The sequence below is a fragment of the Tepidiphilus succinatimandens genome (genome assembly GCF_006503695.1).
Lineage (GTDB): Bacteria > Pseudomonadota > Gammaproteobacteria > Burkholderiales > Rhodocyclaceae > Tepidiphilus > Tepidiphilus succinatimandens.
This window is the reverse complement of sequence record NZ_SBIK01000002.1, coordinates 57262-73790: the sequence shown is the minus strand read 5'-3', so window position 1 is coordinate 73790 and position 16529 is coordinate 57262. Positions and strand designations below refer to the sequence as shown.

General features: G+C 66.3%; 16 protein-coding genes and 1 tRNA gene. 15 read left to right on the top strand and 2 right to left on the bottom strand.

Going from position 1 to position 16529, the window contains the following annotated elements:
• Window positions 1-37: 37 nt before the first annotated feature.
• Both EPD82_RS02425 and EPD82_RS02420 read right to left on the bottom strand, forming a co-directional pair.
• Window positions 38-1396: a sensor histidine kinase gene (locus EPD82_RS02425; RefSeq protein WP_170210771.1), complete on the bottom strand. Its 1359-nt coding sequence runs from the start codon at window positions 1394-1396 to the stop codon at window positions 38-40.
• Window positions 1393-2121: a response regulator gene (locus EPD82_RS02420; protein WP_141055004.1), complete on the bottom strand. Its 729-nt coding sequence runs from the start codon at window positions 2119-2121 to the stop codon at window positions 1393-1395. Before EPD82_RS02420 ends, EPD82_RS02425 begins: the two co-directional genes overlap by 4 nt.
• Before the next feature lie 182 nt (window positions 2122-2303).
• On the opposite strand from EPD82_RS02420, the gene EPD82_RS02415 reads away from it, so the two are divergent.
• From EPD82_RS02415 to nuoH, 15 genes are all read left to right on the top strand, one after another.
• The gene (locus tag EPD82_RS02415) at window positions 2304-2855 is read left to right on the top strand and encodes a Spy/CpxP family protein refolding chaperone (protein ID WP_157287450.1); all 552 of its coding nucleotides are present in this window, start codon (window positions 2304-2306) and stop codon (window positions 2853-2855) included.
• Window positions 2856-3005: 150 nt separating this feature from the next.
• Window positions 3006-4928, top strand: coding sequence for an ATP-dependent zinc metalloprotease FtsH (gene ftsH, locus EPD82_RS02410; protein ID WP_055423513.1), 1923 nt, complete (start codon window positions 3006-3008; stop codon window positions 4926-4928).
• Entirely contained in the window at window positions 4928-5773 is an 846-nt protein-coding gene (gene folP / locus EPD82_RS02405; RefSeq protein WP_141055001.1) for a dihydropteroate synthase, read from the top strand. The genes ftsH and folP overlap by 1 nt, the downstream gene beginning before the upstream one ends.
• Window positions 5774-5829: 56 nt before the next feature.
• Complete coding sequence (gene glmM / locus EPD82_RS02400) at window positions 5830-7215, top strand: phosphoglucosamine mutase (protein ID WP_141054998.1); 1386 nt, start codon at window positions 5830-5832, stop codon at window positions 7213-7215.
• Entirely contained in the window at window positions 7212-7973 is a 762-nt protein-coding gene (gene tpiA, locus EPD82_RS02395; RefSeq protein ID WP_141054995.1) for a triose-phosphate isomerase, read from the top strand. Before glmM ends, tpiA begins: the two co-directional genes overlap by 4 nt.
• An 11-nt stretch (window positions 7974-7984) precedes the next feature.
• Window positions 7985-8329, top strand: coding sequence for a preprotein translocase subunit SecG (secG, locus tag EPD82_RS02390; protein WP_055423517.1), 345 nt, complete (start codon window positions 7985-7987; stop codon window positions 8327-8329).
• Between the two features lie 51 nt (window positions 8330-8380).
• Window positions 8381-8465, top strand: a tRNA-Leu gene (locus tag EPD82_RS02385).
• Between the two features lie 159 nt (window positions 8466-8624).
• Window positions 8625-8999: an NADH-quinone oxidoreductase subunit A gene (locus EPD82_RS02380; RefSeq protein WP_141054992.1), complete on the top strand. Its 375-nt coding sequence runs from the start codon at window positions 8625-8627 to the stop codon at window positions 8997-8999.
• Between the two features lie 4 nt (window positions 9000-9003).
• Window positions 9004-9480: a NuoB/complex I 20 kDa subunit family protein gene (locus EPD82_RS02375; protein WP_055423519.1), complete on the top strand. Its 477-nt coding sequence runs from the start codon at window positions 9004-9006 to the stop codon at window positions 9478-9480.
• A 19-nt stretch (window positions 9481-9499) separates the two neighbouring features.
• Window positions 9500-10102 (top strand): NADH-quinone oxidoreductase subunit C, encoded by a 603-nt coding sequence (locus EPD82_RS02370; RefSeq protein WP_055423520.1) that lies wholly within the window; start codon window positions 9500-9502, stop codon window positions 10100-10102.
• Window positions 10095-11348 (top strand): NADH-quinone oxidoreductase subunit D, encoded by a 1254-nt coding sequence (locus EPD82_RS02365; protein ID WP_055423521.1) that lies wholly within the window; start codon window positions 10095-10097, stop codon window positions 11346-11348. The genes EPD82_RS02370 and EPD82_RS02365 overlap by 8 nt, the downstream gene beginning before the upstream one ends.
• Before the next feature lie 20 nt (window positions 11349-11368).
• Complete coding sequence (gene nuoE / locus EPD82_RS02360) at window positions 11369-11848, top strand: NADH-quinone oxidoreductase subunit NuoE (protein WP_055423522.1); 480 nt, start codon at window positions 11369-11371, stop codon at window positions 11846-11848.
• On the top strand, window positions 11845-13164 hold the full coding sequence (gene nuoF, locus EPD82_RS02355; protein WP_206202152.1) for an NADH-quinone oxidoreductase subunit NuoF: 1320 nt from the start codon (window positions 11845-11847) through the stop codon (window positions 13162-13164). The genes nuoE and nuoF overlap by 4 nt, the downstream gene beginning before the upstream one ends.
• Window positions 13158-15470, top strand: a complete 2313-nt coding sequence (nuoG, locus tag EPD82_RS02350; protein ID WP_141054989.1) for an NADH-quinone oxidoreductase subunit NuoG — start codon at window positions 13158-13160, stop codon at window positions 15468-15470. The genes nuoF and nuoG overlap by 7 nt, the downstream gene beginning before the upstream one ends.
• Window positions 15467-16519, top strand: a complete 1053-nt coding sequence (gene nuoH / locus EPD82_RS02345) for an NADH-quinone oxidoreductase subunit NuoH (protein ID WP_198289026.1) — start codon at window positions 15467-15469, stop codon at window positions 16517-16519. The genes nuoG and nuoH overlap by 4 nt, the downstream gene beginning before the upstream one ends.
• The last annotated feature ends 10 nt before the right edge of the window (window positions 16520-16529 follow it).

Sequence of the window (16529 nt, the reverse complement as noted above, 5' to 3'; positions counted from 1 at the left end):
GCGGCGGGCTCCCTGCGGGCGGAAAGGTCGTTTCACACTATAGCGGCACAGTGCCGCCGCTGCAAGTCGCATCCGGGCGCAAGGGCAAGCGCAAGACCGCCCTCAACCCGTGCGGTTGCGCTGCCTCCAGGGATAGGCGGCCATGCAGGGCGCGGGCGAGGTTGGCCGCGATCGACAATCCCAGGCCGCTGCCGCCGGTGTCGGGGTTGCGCGAAGGTTCCAGCCGCACGAAAGGTTCGAGCACAGCCTCGCGCGCCTCGGGCGGAATGCCCGGTCCGTCGTCTTCGACGATGAATTCGCAGCATCCGCCGGCAAGGGGCCGTAAGCGCAGCTTGGCCTGCGTCCCGTAGCGCAGGGCATTGTCGAGCAGGTTGGCGAGGATGCGTCCGAGCGCGGTCGGATCGAGGTGCGCCGTCAGCGCCGAGGCGGGCAAGTCGGCCTCGATCTCGGCGCCCCCTTCGTGATAGAGGTCGAGCAGATCGGCGGTGAAGGCGACGAGGTCCACGTCCTGGTATTCGAGGCGGGGAGTGAGGCTGCGGGCATAGTCGAGGCTGAGTTCGATGAGACGCTGCATTTCGCTGAGGTCGCGTTCGATGCCGGCGCGGGTCTCGTCTTCGGGCAGCGATTCCAGGCGCAGGCGGATGCGCGCCAGCGGCGTGCGCAGGTCGTGCGCGATGCCGGCGAGCAGGGCGGTGCGGGCGGTGAGCAGCCGCTCGAGCCGTTCCTGCAAGGCGTTGAGCGTGCGGGCGGTGAGCGCCACCTCATAGGGGCCGTGCTCGGACAGAGGGGCGGCCGGGGCCTGAGGGGTGGCGAAGGTTTCGAGCGCACGGATGAGGCGCTCGAGCGGTGCGGTAACGCGGCGCAGGGCCCAGAGCGCGACGATCCAGGTACCGAGCCCGGCAAGCGCGAGCGCCGCGACGATGCGCCACGGTAACCCCGGGGGGCGGCGGGGGGCTGGCGGCAACATCGCGCTCAGGGGGGTCCCATCGTCGAGGAGGACGGTGATGCCTTGCCGTGGTCCGGTCTCGGTGTCGATCGCCCAGAAGGAGAGGTCTTCCGGAGCGAGGAAATCGGCGAGCGCGTCGTGCCAGAGCGGTGGCAGCGGCAAGAGGCGGGCCTGCGGCGGTGGCGCGGCAGGCGCGACGAGCAATGGGGCGAATTCCCAGCGCTGCGCCGCCTGCAGCCGCTCGCTCCAGGGGAGCGCTTCCATGACGGCGACGGCGCGCGCGAGCGCATGGGCGGCGTCGCGCTGCACTCTCGCCTCGGCCGCGAGGCGGCTTTGATGGGCGAGCAGCCCCAGGGTGAGGGCGAAGAGCGCCACGACGGCGGCGCTCACCACCCACGCGAGCCGGGTGCTCAGGCGCCGTCCGAAGGAAAGCAGGGGCAGCAGGCTCATTCGATCGCTTCGACCGGCGCGGCGAGCACGTATCCTTGGCCGCGCACCGAGCGGATGGCCCGGGGCGCCTGCGGGTCGACCTCGAGCTTGGCGCGCAGCCGGCTCACGGCGATGTCGATGGCGCGGTCGAACACGTCGGCGCTGCGCCCGCGCGTGGCGCGCATGAGGTAGTCGCGCGTGAGCACTTCATTGGGATGCTGCACGAAGAGCGACAAGAGGGCGAACTCGCTGCCGGTGAGCGGCTGCGACGTGCCGTCGGGCAAGAGAAGGGTGCGGGCCACGGTGTCGAATTCGACCGGGCCGATGCGCCAGCGGCGCGGCGCGAGCGAGGGTTGCGCACCGGTGCCGCGCGTGCGGCGCAGGATGGCCTTGATGCGCGCTTCCAGCTCACGCGGCAGGAAGGGTTTGGTCAGGTAGTCGTCGGCGCCGACCTCCAGGCCGAAGACGCGGTCGAAATCGTCGCTGCGCGCGGTGAGCATCAGTACCGGTACCGCCTGGGTGCGGGGGGTGGCCCGCAGCCGGCGCAGTATGCTGGGGCCGTCTTCTCCGGGCAACATCCAGTCGAGCACGATGAGATCGGGCAGCCGTTGCGCCAGCACCCCGTCGAGCGCCGCGGCATCGGCCACCGCATCGACCGAGAATCCTCGCCGCCGCAGATCTTCGGCCAGCAGCCGGCGGAATTCGTGGTCGTCGTCGACCAGAACGAGATGATAAGGGGTTTCCATCGCGACGTCCCGCCTCAAGGAAGATGTCGCTTCCATTATGGCGCAGCCGCAGTGAAAGAAAAATGCGCGATCGTCGCCGAAAACAAACGTTACACGCTGCAACCCTGATGAGGGGAAAACGCCTCGTCGGTGTGCTGTAATGACCTCGTCCGCTATGGGACGGAACGCAAGGAGAGATGACGATGAACGCAACGACGCAATCTGCGACTATAAAGAAAGGGGGTGCCCGCCGCTGGCGTCAAGGGGTGCTCGCGCTGGCACTGGCCGGTGCGGCGGCATCGGGGTTTGCCCAGCCGATGGGCCCCGGGCCCGCGCCGATGGGCCCTGCCGGCCCGGGCGCCGGGCCGGCAGCGCGGCAGCAGATGACGCCGGAGCAATGGCGTGAACGCATGCAGCAGCGCCACGAGGCCGAGGTCAAGCGTCTCGAGGGCTTGCTGAATCTGCGCCCCGAGCAGCGTGCTGCATGGGAAGAATTCGTCGCTGCCTGGGACAAGCACCGCGAGCAGTTCTTCTCCTACCGCTGGGATCAGGAGGACTCGCGCGCCGTGACGGCGCTGGGGCGGCTACAGCAGCGCGAAGAGATGCTCTCGGCGCACCTGGAGGCGGTGCGCAGTCTGCGCGAGGCGGTGCAGAAGTTCTACACCCAGCTCGACGACGCGCAGCGCGACGTGTTCGATCGCGAGTTCCTGCGCTGGGGTAAAGGGCCGAAAGGCGGAGGACCTCGTCCCCGCTGAGCGGCTTTGCCGAAACGATCGCGGCGCGTGATTGCCTGATCCCGTCGTCGCGATCGTTTTTTTCGATCGTGAGTCCTATTGGCGTGCGGAACAAACGGCTCTAGAATGGGCTCTGAAACGATATCGGTAGCATCACCAGGAGTCCGCCCCTTGAACAACGTCGTCAAGAACCTCGCGATCTGGATCGTCATCGGCATGGTGCTGATGACGGTGTTCAACCAGTTCAACGATCAGCGCCCCGTCGCCGCCAACACCATGGAGTACTCCCAGTTCATGGAGGAGGCGAAGTCCGGGCGCATCACCAAGGCGGTCATCGATGGGCGCGTGGTCAAGGCGCTCACCGTCGATGGGCGCCAGATCACCGTCTATACGCCGGGGGTTCAGGATATCTGGATGGTCTCCGACCTCATGAAGGCGGGGGTGCGCATCTCGGCGACCAAGCCGGACGAGGGCCCGTCGCTGCTCACCAACATCCTCGTGTCCTGGTTCCCCATGCTGTTGCTCATCGGCGTGTGGGTCTTCTTCATGCGCCAGATGCAGGGCGGGGGCAAAGGCGGGGCCTTCTCCTTCGGCAAGTCGCGCGCGCGCCTGCTCGACGAGTCGAGCAACACGGTCACTTTTGCCGACGTCGCTGGCTGCGACGAGGCCAAGGAAGAAGTGCAGGAACTCGTCGATTTCCTGCGCGATCCCTCCCGTTTCCAGAATCTGGGCGGGCGCATCCCCAAAGGCGTGCTCATGGTGGGCCCCCCGGGTACGGGCAAGACGCTGCTCGCCAAGGCGATCGCCGGCGAGGCCAAGGTGCCGTTCTTCAGCATCTCGGGTTCGGATTTCGTCGAGATGTTCGTGGGCGTGGGCGCGGCGCGTGTGCGCGACATGTTCGAGCAGGCGAAGAAGCACGCTCCCTGCATCATCTTCATCGACGAGATCGACGCCGTGGGCCGCCAGCGTGGCGCCGGGCTGGGCGGCGGCAACGACGAGCGCGAGCAGACGCTCAACCAGCTGCTCGTCGAGATGGACGGCTTCGAGGGCGCAAGCGGCATCATCGTGATTGCCGCCACCAACCGTCCCGACGTGCTCGACCCGGCGCTGCTGCGCCCGGGGCGCTTCGACCGGCAGGTGGTGGTGTCGCTGCCCGACGTGCGCGGCCGCGAGCAGATCCTCAAGGTGCACATGCGCAAAGTGCCGATCGCGCCCGATGTCGACGTCTCCATCCTTGCGCGCGGCACCCCCGGCTTCTCCGGCGCGGATCTCGCCAACCTCGTCAACGAGGCGGCGCTCTTCGCCGCGCGCAGCAACAAGCGCCTGGTGGATATGGACGACTTCGAACGGGCCAAGGACAAGATCATGATGGGGGCCGAGCGGCGCTCGCTCATCATGTCCGACGAAGAACGGCGCAACACGGCCTATCACGAAGCCGGGCACGTGGTGGTGGCCAAGCTCCTCGACAAGACCGACCCCGTGCATAAAGTCACCATCATCCCGCGCGGTCGCGCCCTGGGCGTGACCATGCAGCTGCCCGAGGGCGACCGCTACAGCCAGGACCGGGAACGGCTGCTGCAGACCATCGCCGTGCTCTTCGGCGGGCGCATCTGCGAAGAGATCTTCATGCACCAAATGACTACCGGCGCCTCCAACGACTTTCAGCGCGCCACCGACATCGCGCGCAAGATGGTCACGCAGTGGGGCATGTCCGACGTGCTCGGCCCGATGGTCTATGGTGAAGAGGAGGGCGAGATCTTCCTGGGCCGCTCGGTGACCACGCACCGCAACGTCTCCGAGGCGACCATGCAGAAGGTCGACGCCGAGATCCGGCGCATCATCGACGCGCAGTACGCTCTGGCGCGGCGCCTCATCGAGGAGAACCGCGACAAGGTCGAGGCGCTCGCCCAGGCCCTGCTCGAATACGAGACGCTGGACGCCGAGCAGATCGACGACATCATGGCCGGTCGCCCGCCCCGTCCGCCCAAGGATCAAGGCAATGGCGGTGCGCCACGCCGCAGTGGCTCTTCGCCAGGGCGGGCGAGCGAGCCCCGGCCCGGAGCGGCGCCCGACTCTCCCGAACCGGCGCTGTGATGCGGTGGCTGCAGGCTGGACGCTTTCGGCTCGATCTCTCCGAGCCGAAAGTGATGGGCATCGTCAACCTCACCGAGGATTCCTTCTCCGGCGACGGGCTCGGCGCGCAGCACGACCGCGCGCTGCGCCAGGCCGAAGCCTTCATCGCGGCGGGGGTCGATCTGCTCGATCTCGGGGCGGAGTCGACACGCCCCGGGGCCGAGCCGGTGCCGGCCGAGCGGGAGCTCGAACGCTTGCTGCCGGTGCTGGAAGCCCTGCGCGGGGCGCCGGTGCCGCTGTCGGTCGACACGATGAAGCCCGAAGTGATGCGTGAAGTGCTGCGCGCCGGGGCCGATCTCATCAACGACGTGGCCGGATTCCGCCTGCCCGGCGCCATCGAGGCGGTGGCCGGCAGCGACTGCGCCCTGTGCGTCATGCACATGAAAGGCGAGCCGCGCACCATGCAGCAGTCTCCCGCCTATGAAGATGTGGTTGCGGAGGTGGAGGCATTTCTCGCGCAGCGCACGGCGGCGCTATGTGCGGCGGGCGTTGCGCGCGAGCGCATCCTGTGGGATCCGGGTTTCGGCTTCGGCAAGACGCCCGCGCACAACGCGGCGCTCTTTCGCGCCTTGCCGCGGCTGGCGGCGCACCAGCCGCTCTTGGTGGGCGTGTCGCGCAAAACCATGATCGGGCAGATCACGGGGCGGCCTGTGGGCGAGCGGCTCGCCGGCAGCCTCGCGGCCGCCGTGCTCGCGTGGGCGAACGGCGCCTCCATCGTGCGGGTGCACGACGTGGCGGCTACGGTCGATGCCCGCGAGATCCTGCGCGCCCTGGGGCCGGTCGCCGCAGACGGGGCGCTGGCCTGAACCTTGCCGTCTGATTTCATGCGACAATTCGCACCCTCTGTCATCCGGGGGTAAGGATGGGTCGTTATTTCGGTACGGATGGCATTCGCGGCCGCGTCGGCGAGCCGCTGATGTCGCCGGATTTCATCTTGAAGTTGGGCCATGCCGCCGGGCGGGTGCTCGCGCGGCAATCACGCGGTGCTGCCAAGCGCCCCGCAGTGCTCATCGGCAAGGATACGCGCATCTCCGGCTACATGATCGAGTCGGCACTGGAGGCCGGTTTGTCGGCAGCCGGCGTCGACGTGGTGCTGTGTGGTCCTTTGCCGACGCCGGGGGTGGCCTATCTCACCCGCGCCCTGCGGCTGGAAGCCGGCGTGGTCGTGAGCGCTTCGCACAATCCCTATCCCGACAATGGCATCAAGTTTTTCGGCCCCGACGGCGAGAAACTGCCCGATGCGCTGGAAGCCGAGATCGAGGCGGCGCTCGAGGCACCGCTCGTCTGCCGTGAGGCGCACGAGCTGGGCCGCGCCCGCCGGCTGGACGATGCCGCCGGCCGCTACATCGAGTTCTGCAAGAGCACGTTCCCCGCTTCGATGTCGCTCGAAGGGCTGAGGCTGGTGCTCGATTGTGCCCATGGCGCGGCCTATCAGGTGGCCCCGGCGGTATTCCACGAACTGGGCGCCGAGGTGGTGGCGCTCGCCAACCAGCCCAACGGCTTCAACATCAACGAAGGCGTCGGGGCGACGCATCCCGAATACCTGCAGGCCATGGTCCGCACGCACGAGGCGGATCTGGGCATCGCCCTCGACGGCGACGGGGACCGGGTGATCATGGCCGATGCCGAGGGCCGTCTCTATGACGGCGACGAGCTCCTCTACGTGATCGTGCGCGATCGGGTGCTCTCCGGGGGATTCATCGAAGGCGTGGTCGGTACGCTCATGTCGAATCTGGGGCTGGAGCACGCCTTGCAACGGCTCGGCGTGAAACTCGTGCGCGCCAAGGTGGGTGATCGCTACGTCGCCGAGGCGCTGCGCGAGCGGGGTTGGAGCTATGGCGGCGAAAATTCGGGGCACCTGCTGTGCCGCGAGGTCCATACCACGGGGGACGGCATCGTGAGCGCCCTGCAGGTGCTCGCCGCCCTGCGGCGCCGGGGCGAGACCTTGGCGCAGGCCTGCGCCGATCTCGTGCGCTATCCCCAGGTCTTGCGCAACGTTCCGGTGCCGCGCGGCTACGATTGGCAGGCACAACCGACGGTGGTGGAGGCCTGCCGCGCCGCCCAGGCCGATCTTGCGCAGGAGGGACGGATTTTATTGCGCCCGTCCGGCACCGAGCCGCTGTTGCGCGTGATGGTGGAAGGGCGCGACGCCGCGCTCGTACGGCGCTGGGCCGAGGACCTCGCCGCCGCGGTCGAAGCCTCGCTCGTCGCGGAAAACGCATCGATGCGCTCGGGGGCGAACCCATGAAGAAGATCGTGCTCGGCAACTGGAAGTCCTTGGGGGATACGGCGAGCAACGCCGTCCTGCTCGCCGCGCTGGCCGCCCATCCGCCGGCGGCCGGCGTCGAGGTCGGCGTCTGTGTCCCCTTTCCTTTTCTTACCCAGGCGAGGGCGGTGCTGGAGGGCACGGCGATCGGCTGGGGGGCGCAGAACGTCAGCCCCTTTGGCGCCGGGGCCTATACCGGAGAAGTGCACGCCGGAATGCTTGCCGAATTCGGCTGTCGCTACGCCCTCGTGGGACATTCGGAGCGGCGTCAGCTTTTTGCCGAGACGGACGAACGGATTGCTGATAAAATCGATCGTTTGTTGGCGGCAAACGTCCGGCCCGTGGTCTGCGTCGGCGAGACGCTCGCCGAGCGCGAGGCAGGCGGATGGCGCGAGACGCTCGGCCGGCAGGTGGCGGCGCTCGCCGCCCGGCTCGGTCCCGAGAAACTTTCCCGCGCCTGGTTTGCCTACGAGCCGGTCTGGGCGATCGGCACGGGACGTGTGGCCGCGCCGGCCGACATCGCCGAGGCGCACGCCTTCTTGCGTGAGCGGCTCATGGCGCTCGGGGTGCCGGCCGAAGAGGTCGTGATCCTCTATGGGGGCAGCGTCAAGGCGGACAACGCCCAAGGGGTTTTCGCCGTGCCGGGGTGCGATGGCGCGCTCGTCGGGGCGGCTTCGCGCGTCGTCGAGGAATTCATTGCCATCGTTGCCGCGGCCGGTGCCGCGGTAGTTCGAGGATAAGGAAACGAATCATGTCTGGACTCTGGTTTTCCGTCGTCTTGACGATCCACGTCATCATCGCCGTCGCACTCATCGTGCTGGTGCTGTTGCAGCGGGGCAAGGGGGCCGATGCGGGCGCGGCCTTTGGCGGAGGCTCTTCGGCGAGTCTCTTCGGCGCAAGCGGCGGAGCGAATTTCCTCAGCCGCACCACGGCGGTGCTCGCCACGCTCTTCTTTCTCACGAGCTTGACGCTCACCTACCTCGCAAGCCATCGCCGCGTCGAAGGGCAGGGGAGCATCATGCAAAGCGCTCCCGCCGAACCGGCGCCGCAGTCGTCGGCCCCTGCGCCTTCTCAGGCGCCGGCCGTGCCGCAGTAAAAGAGCGCTTGCAAAAACGCGGGCTTCCGCTATAATTCGCGAACTACGCAAGCCGACGTGGTGGAATTGGTAGACACGCCATCTTGAGGGGGTGGTGGCGCAAGCCGTGTGAGTTCGAGTCTCACCGTCGGCACCAGGAAAAGCAGCCGAAACCGCTGCTTTTTTTTCGTCGAATCTATGATAAATAAATAACAACGACAACGCCGGGTTTCGTTCGTCTGGGCTCTGAAGAGCGGCAGGTTTTGCGCTATCATGAGGCCGTATTCCCGACGAGCGGAGCAGCCGAGAGGTGATCATGATCGAGAATTACTTTCCGGTGTTCGTGTTTCTCGTGGTCGCGCTGCTCTTTAGCATGGCGCCGGTTTTGCTCGGCTGGTTGCTCGGCCCGCGGCGGCCCGATCCGGAAAAACTCTCGCCCTATGAGTGCGGCTTCGAGCCTTTCGAGGATGCGCGCATCCGCTTCGACGTCCGCTACTACCTGATCGCGATCCTCTTCATCCTGTTCGATCTCGAAATCGCCTTCCTCTTCCCTTGGGCGGTGGTCTTCAAAGAGATGATCGCCGAGGGGACGCACGCGCTCTATGTGTTCGGTACCGTCATGATTTTCCTGGCGGTGCTGGTGATCGGCTACGTCGTCGAGTGGAAGAACGGCGCGCTCGACTGGGAGTGAAACGATGAGCATCGAAGGGGTCATGCGCGAGGGCTTTCTCACCACCTCGCTCGATACGATCATCAACTGGACCCGTACCGGCTCGCTGTGGCCCATGACCTTCGGGCTGGCCTGCTGCGCGGTGGAGATGATCCACGCCGGCTGCGCACGCTACGATCTCGACCGCTTTGGCGTCGTCTTTCGTCCCAGCCCGCGCCAATCCGACGTGATGATCGTCGCCGGCACCCTGTGCAACAAGATGGCTCCGGCCCTGCGCAAGGTCTACGACCAGATGCCCGAGCCGCGCTGGGTGATCTCCATGGGCTCGTGCGCCAACGGCGGCGGCTACTATCATTACTCCTACTCGGTGGTGCGCGGTTGCGACCGCATCGTGCCGGTAGACGTTTATGTGCCTGGCTGCCCGCCTACGGCCGAGGCGCTGCTCTACGGCATCATCCAGCTGCAGAACAAGATCAAGCGCACCTCGACCATCGCGCGCTGAAGTCCCGGAGATCCTGCCCATGAGTCGCATCGAACGTTTGGCGCAAACCCTGCAGGAGGTGCTCGGCGAGAAGGCGCTCGAGGTGCTCGTCGATCGCGGCGAGGTCACGCTGCGGGTGAGCGCCGCCGACTATCCCGTGGTGGCCGAGCTGCTGCGCGATCATCCCGATCTGGCTTTCGAGCAGCTCATCGACCTCTCCGGTCTCGATTATTCCGGCTACGGCAATCGCCCGTGGCCTGGCCCGCGCTTCGCCGTGGCCGTGCACCTGCTGTCGTTGCAGCACAACGTGCGCCTGCGCCTCAAGACCTTCGCCGAAGACGACGAATTTCCCATGCTCCCTTCGCTGATCGAGGTCTGGCCCAGCGTCGACTGGTACGAGCGCGAGGCGTTCGACCTCTTCGGCATCCTCTTCGAGGGGCACCCCGACTTGCGGCGCATTCTCACCGATTACGGCTTCGTGGGGCATCCGCTGCGCAAGGATTTTCCGGTGAGCGGTCACGTCGAGATGCGCTACGACCCCCATTTGCGCCGTGTGATCTACCAACCCGTCACGATCGAGCCGCGCGTCAACGCGCCGCGCATCGTGCGCGAAGCCCACTACGGGGACGTCGACCATGGCTGAGATCCGCAACTACACGATCAACTTCGGTCCACAGCACCCCTCGGCCCACGGCGTGCTGCGGCTCATTCTCGAGCTCGACGGCGAGGTGGTCGAACGCGCCGATCCGCACATCGGGCTGCTGCACCGCGGCACCGAGAAACTTGCCGAAACGCGCACCTGGGTGCAGTCGGTCCCCTACATGGACCGGCTGGACTACGTCTCGATGATGTGCAACGAGCATGCCTACTGCATGGCCATCGAACGGCTGCTCGGCATCGAGGTGCCGATCCGCGCCCAGTACATCCGGGTGATGTTCGACGAGATCACGCGCATCCTCAACCACCTGCTCAACATCGGCACGCACGCGCTCGACATCGGCGCCATGACCATGGTGCTTTACACCTTCCGCGAGCGCGAAGACCTCATGGATGCGTACGAGGCGGTCTCCGGTGCGCGCATGCACGCGGCCTATTACCGGCCGGGCGGCGTCTATCGCGACCTTCCCGACCAGATGCCGAAGTACCAGGTGAGCAAAGTCAAGGACGAGAAGCGGGTACGCGAGCTCAACCGCAACCGCGAGGGGTCGTTGCTCGACTTCCTCGAAGATTTTACCGAGCGCTTCCCCAAGTACCTCGACGATTACCACGAGTTGCTCACCGACAACCGCATCTGGAAGCAGCGCACCGTCGGCATCGGCGTCGTCTCGCCCGAACAGGCGCTCGCCTGGGGCTTCACCGGACCCATGCTGCGCGGCTCCGGCGTGGCCTGGGACCTGCGCAAGAAGCAGCCCTACGAGGTCTACGACCAGCTCGAATTCGACGTTCCCGTGGGCACCAACGGCGACTGCTACGACCGCTACCTGGTGCGCATGGAAGAGATGCGCCAATCGAACCGCATCATCAAGCAGTGCATCGACTGGCTGCGCAAGAACCCGGGCCCGGTGATCACCGACAACCACAAGGTGGCCCCGCCGCCGCGGGCCAAGATGAAGGAAGGGATGGAAGAGCTCATCCACCACTTCAAGCTGATGACCGAGGGCATCCACGTGCCGCCGGGTGAGGTCTATGCTGCGGTCGAGCATCCCAAAGGCGAATTCGGTGTCTATGCCGTCTCCGACGGCGCCAACAAGCCTTACCGCGTCAAGCTGCGCGCGCCGGGTTTCGCGCATCTGTCGGCGATGGACCGCATGGCGCGGGGGCATCTCGTCGCCGACGTGGTGGCGATCATCGGGACCATGGACATCGTCTTCGGCGAAATCGACCGCTGAGACGGGGAGAACGCACGACCATGCTGAGTCAAGAGTCGCTCGCGAGCATCGATCGCGAAATCGCCAAGTATCCCGAGGGCCAGAAGCGTTCGGCAGTGATGGCGGCACTGCGCATCGCGCAGGAAGAGAAGGGGTGGCTCGCCCCGGAGACGATCGAATTCGTCGCCAACTATCTCGAGATCCCGCCGGTAGCCGCCTATGAGGTCGCGAGCTTCTACAACATGTACGATCTCGAACCGGTGGGCAAGCACAAGATCACCGTGTGCACCAACCTGCCGTGCGCCCTCTCGGGCGGAGTCCATGCCGCCGAATACCTCAAGCAGAAGCTCGGCATCGACTTCGGCGAGACCACGCCCGACGGTCTCTTCACGCTCAAGGAAGGCGAGTGCATGGGGGCCTGCGGCGACGCTCCGGTGATGCTCGTCAACAACCACCACATGTGCAGCTGGATGACGAAGGAAAAGATCGACCAGCTCATCGAGCAGCTGAGGGCCAAATGAGCGCGCAAGGACTGATCCTCAAAGGACTCGACGGCGACCGCACCTGGCGGCTAAAAGACTACGAAGCGCGCGGCGGCTACTCGGCCCTGCGTCGGCTCCTGGCGGAGAACGTGCCGCCGGAGCAGGTGATCCAGGAAGTCAAGGCTTCGGGGTTGCGCGGCCGCGGCGGTGCGGGCTTCCCCACCGGCCTGAAGTGGAGCTTCATGCCGCGGCAATTTCCTGGCGAGAAGTACGTCGTATGCAACTCCGACGAGGGCGAGCCGGGCACTTTCAAGGATCGCGACATCCTGCGCTACAACCCGCACGCCGTCATCGAGGGCATGATCATCGCCGGTTATGCCATGGGGTGCCGGCGCGGCTACAACTACATCCACGGTGAAATCTTCGAAGTCTATCTGCGCTTCGAAGAGGCGCTCGAGGAAGCCCGCGCCGCGGGGTACCTCGGCGAGAATATCCTCGGCAGCGATTTCTCCTTCGACCTCTACGCGCATCATGGCTATGGCGCCTACATCTGCGGCGAGGAAACGGCGCTGCTCGAGTCGATCGAAGGCAAGAAGGGGCAGCCGCGCTTCAAGCCGCCTTTCCCGGCGAGTTTCGGCCTCTACGGCAAGCCCACCACCATCAACAACACCGAGACCTTCGCCTCCGTGCCTTTCATCCTGCAGATGGGCGGCGAAGCCTTCCTCAACCTCGGCAAGCCCAACAACGGCGGCACGAAGATCTTCTCCGTGTCCGGTCACGTCAATCGTCCCGGCAACTACGAGGTGCCTCTGGGCACCCCCTTTGCCGAGCTGCTGGAGATGGCCGGCGGCGTGCGCGGGGGGCGCAAGCTCAAGGCGGTGATTCCCGGCGGCTCCTCGGCCCCGGTGCTTCCGGCCGAGATCATGATGCAATGCACGATGGACTACGATTCCATCGCCAAGGCCGGTTCCATGCTCGGTTCGGGCGCGGTGATCGTGATGGACGAGACCACCTGCATGGTCAAGGCCCTGGAGCGCCTCTCCTACTTCTATTTCGAAGAATCCTGCGGGCAATGCACCCCTTGCCGCGAGGGCACCGGCTGGCTCTACCGCGTCGTGCATCGCATCGAGCACGGGCAGGGACGGCCCGAAGATCTCGCGCTGCTCGAATCGGTCACCGGCAACATCATGGGGCGCACCATCTGCGCCCTGGGCGATGCGGCCTCGATGCCGGTGCAGAGCTTCATCAAGCACTTCCGCAGCGAATTCGAGCATCACATCGAGCACAAGCAGTGTCTGGTGCCGCCCGAAGTGCAGCGGGCGGGAAGTGAAATCTACGTGGGGCCGTCATGCTAGAACTCGAAATCGACGGGAAGCCGGTCCAGGTCGACGACGGCAGCACCGTGATGGATGCGGCGAAGAAGCTGGGCATCTACATCCCGCACTTCTGCTATCACAAGAAACTGTCGATCGCCGCCAACTGCCGCATGTGCCTGGTGCAGGTGGAGAAGGCGCCCAAGCCGCTGCCGGCCTGCGCCACGCCCGCCACCAACGGCATGAAGGTATATACGCACTCGCCAGCGGCGGTGAAGGCGCAGAAAGGGGTGATGGAGTTCCTCCTCATCAACCACCCCCTCGACTGCCCGATCTGCGACCAGGGCGGTGAGTGCCAGCTGCAGGATCTGGCCGTCGGTTACGGACAAACCGCCTCCCGTTATCAGGAAGAGAAAAGGGTCGTACACGAGAAGGATCTCGGGCCCCTGGTGCAGACCTTCATGACGCGCTGCATCAACTGCACCCGCTGCGTGCGCTTCCTCGACGAGATCGGCGGCTACCAGGAGATGGGGCAGGCGTTCCGCGGTGAGCGGGCCGAGATCATGCCCTTCCTCGGGCGCACGATCGACTCCGAACTCTCGGGCAACATCATCGACCTCTGCCCGGTCGGTGCGCTGACTTCCAAGCCCTTCCTCTACCGCGCGCGTACCTGGGAACTCACCCGTCGCCGCTCGGTGAGCCCGCACGACGGTTTCGGTTCGAACCTGATCGTGCAGTCGCGCCACGACGTGGTCAAGCGCGTGCTGCCGCTCGAAGTGGAAGCCATCAACGAATGCTGGCTCTCCGATCGCGACCGGTTTGCCTATCCCGGGCTCGAAGCGGCCGACCGGCTCACGACCCCGCTCGTCAAACGTGACGGCCAATGGGTCGAAGTCGATTGGGCGACCGCGCTCGAAGTGGCGGTCAATCGCCTCAAGAGCGTCATCGACGAAGAGGGAGCGCAGCAGGCGGCCTTCCTCGCCCATCCCATGGCTACCGTCGAAGAGCTCCATCTGCTCAAGCGTTTGGGTGAGGCGTTGGGCGTGGGTCTGGTCGATGCGCGTCCCGATCGGCTGGATGCCAGAGCCGACGCCGCCCGCGGGGCCGCCGCCTGGCTCGGCATGGATTATGCCGCTATCGCCGAGCTCGATCGCCTCTTCGTGATCGGCTCGACCCTGCGCCAGGAACTACCGCTGCTCGCGCATCGCGTGCGCCAGGCGGCCAAACGCAGGCTCAAGGTGGCTGCGCTCGATTTCGTCGCCGACGACTGGCGCCTGCCGGTCGCGCCACGCCTCGTGGTCAAGCCGAGCGAATTCGTGGCGCGGCTCGCATCTATCGTGCGCGCTGTGGCCGAGGAAAAAGGCGTGACCCTGCCTGCCGTGGCTGAGGCGGCCGCGGCGCCGAACGAGGCCGAACGGGCGCTCGCCCAACAGCTGCTCTCGGGAGAGCGCCGGGCGATTTGGCTCGGAGCGCTCGCTCTGGCGCATCCGGATGCGGCGGCGATCGAATCGCTCGCATCCGGGCTCGCCCAGCTCACGGGGGCGACGCTGGGTTGGCTGCCGGCCGGAGCGAATGCCGTCGGGGCGCAGCTCGTGGGGGCGATCGGGGCCGAGACGGCGCTCGCTTCGCTTGAACAGCCGCGCCGGGCCTACCTGCTGCTGCACCTCGAACCGGAAGATTTCGCCGATCAAGCGGCGGCGCGCAACGCCTTCGAGCGCGCGCGCACCGTGGTGGCGCTCACCCCTTACGCCGGCGAGGCGCTGCGCGCCTGTGCCGACGTGCTGCTGCCGGTGGCGCCTTTCACCGAAACATCCGGCACCTTCGTCAATCTTGCCGGCATGGCGCAGTCCTTCACCGCCGTGGTGCGCCCCAAAGGGGAGACCCGGCCGGGGTGGAAGGTGCTGCGCGCCATCGGTGCGATGCTCGGATTCGCCGGCTTCGCCCAGCAGAGCTCGGAAGAGGTGAAGGCCGAGGCCCTGCCCGAAGGCTGGCAGGCGCGGCTCGCGCACAGCGGCGCTTCCGGCTTCCTGGCCGCGACGCGGCCTGCCGGCGAAGGGCTGGAGCGCATCCCGCTCGCACATCCTTACGCGCGTGATCCGATCGTGCGCCGTTCCCCGCCGCTGCAGCAGACGGCCGAGGCGCGGCGTCTGCGTCTGGCGCGGATTCATCCGGATACGGCGCAGGCGCTGAAGGTAGCCGAGGGGGATCAGATCGCCGTGGGTGCCGGGTGTGTGGCCGAGGCGGCGCTGGACGCGAGCGTGCCGCCGGGCGCCGTACTGCTGGCTCTGGATGGGGTGTTCGCCCAGGCGGGAAGGCCGTGGGCGGTGCTGAGCGTGGAGCGTGCATGATGGAATCGACCTGGCAAACCCTCGCCTCTTGGTTCGGCCCGGCCTGGCCGACGGTCTGGGTGCTCTTGAAGATCGTCGTGCTCCTCATCCCCCTCATGCTGGCCGTGGCCTATCTCACTTTCGCCGAGCGCAAGGTCATCGGCTACATGCAGGTGCGCATCGGACCGAACCGCGTCGGTCCCAAGGGGTGGTTGCAGCCGATCGCCGATGCTCTGAAGCTCCTTTTCAAGGAAGTGATCTTCCCCACGCAGGCGAACAAGGCGCTGTACGTGATCGGGCCGATCATGGCACTCACGCCGGCTCTGCTTGCCTGGGTGGCGATTCCCTATGGCGAAGGGATGTGGATCGCGAACATGGATGCCGGCGTGCTCTTCCTGCTCGCGGTCACCTCGCTCGAGGTCTACGGCATCATCATCGCCGGCTGGGCCTCCAACTCCAAGTACCCCTTCCTCGGGGCGATGCGCGCCTCGGCGCAGATGGTCTCCTACGAGGTGGCGATGGGCTTCGCGCTCATCTGCGTGCTGCTCATCGCCGGCAGTCTCAACTTCCAGGACATCGTCCATTCGCAGGCGCAGGGGCGATTCGCGCAGATGGGTCTGGGATTCCTTTCCTGGAACTGGCTGCCGCTCTTGCCGTTGGCGGTGGTGTACTTCATCTCGGGCGTGGCCGAAACGAACCGCGCCCCCTTCGACGTGGTCGAGGGTGAATCCGAGATCGTCGCCGGGCACATGGTGGAGTATTCGGGGATGGCGTTCGCGCTCTTCTTCCTCGCCGAATACGCCAACATGATCCTGGTTTCTTTCCTCACCTCGATCTTCTTCTTCGGCGGCTGGCTCTCCCCCGTGGGATTCCTGCCCGACGGCCTGCACTGGCTGGTCATCAAGGCGGCGGTCTTCCTCTTCCTTTTCCTGTGGTTCCGCGCCACCTTCCCGCGGTTCCGCTACGACCAGATCATGCGCTTGGGTTGGAAGGTCTTCGTGCCGGTCACCTTGATCTGGCTGTTCGTGGTGACGGTGTGGATGTTGTCGCCGCTGTCGATCTGGCGCTGAGGAGAATCAT

Coding starts and splice junctions, on each gene's coding strand:
- folP (WP_141055001.1), top strand. CDS start 4,928: ATGCGGTGGCTGCAGGCTGGACGCTTTCGGCTCGATCTCTCCGAGCCG.
- tpiA (WP_141054995.1), top strand. CDS start 7,212: ATGAAGAAGATCGTGCTCGGCAACTGGAAGTCCTTGGGGGATACGGCG.
- EPD82_RS02375 (WP_055423519.1), top strand. CDS start 9,004: ATGAGCATCGAAGGGGTCATGCGCGAGGGCTTTCTCACCACCTCGCTC.
- EPD82_RS02365 (WP_055423521.1), top strand. CDS start 10,095: ATGGCTGAGATCCGCAACTACACGATCAACTTCGGTCCACAGCACCCC.
- nuoF (WP_206202152.1), top strand. CDS start 11,845: ATGAGCGCGCAAGGACTGATCCTCAAAGGACTCGACGGCGACCGCACC.
- nuoE (WP_055423522.1), top strand. CDS start 11,369: ATGCTGAGTCAAGAGTCGCTCGCGAGCATCGATCGCGAAATCGCCAAG.
- secG (WP_055423517.1), top strand. CDS start 7,985: ATGTCTGGACTCTGGTTTTCCGTCGTCTTGACGATCCACGTCATCATC.
- EPD82_RS02420 (WP_141055004.1), bottom strand. CDS start 2,121: ATGGAAACCCCTTATCATCTCGTTCTGGTCGACGACGACCACGAATTC.
- EPD82_RS02415 (WP_157287450.1), top strand. CDS start 2,304: ATGAACGCAACGACGCAATCTGCGACTATAAAGAAAGGGGGTGCCCGC.
- nuoG (WP_141054989.1), top strand. CDS start 13,158: ATGCTAGAACTCGAAATCGACGGGAAGCCGGTCCAGGTCGACGACGGC.
- glmM (WP_141054998.1), top strand. CDS start 5,830: ATGGGTCGTTATTTCGGTACGGATGGCATTCGCGGCCGCGTCGGCGAG.
- nuoH (WP_198289026.1), top strand. CDS start 15,467: ATGATGGAATCGACCTGGCAAACCCTCGCCTCTTGGTTCGGCCCGGCC.
- EPD82_RS02370 (WP_055423520.1), top strand. CDS start 9,500: ATGAGTCGCATCGAACGTTTGGCGCAAACCCTGCAGGAGGTGCTCGGC.
- EPD82_RS02380 (WP_141054992.1), top strand. CDS start 8,625: ATGATCGAGAATTACTTTCCGGTGTTCGTGTTTCTCGTGGTCGCGCTG.
- EPD82_RS02425 (WP_170210771.1), bottom strand. CDS start 1,396: ATGAGCCTGCTGCCCCTGCTTTCCTTCGGACGGCGCCTGAGCACCCGG.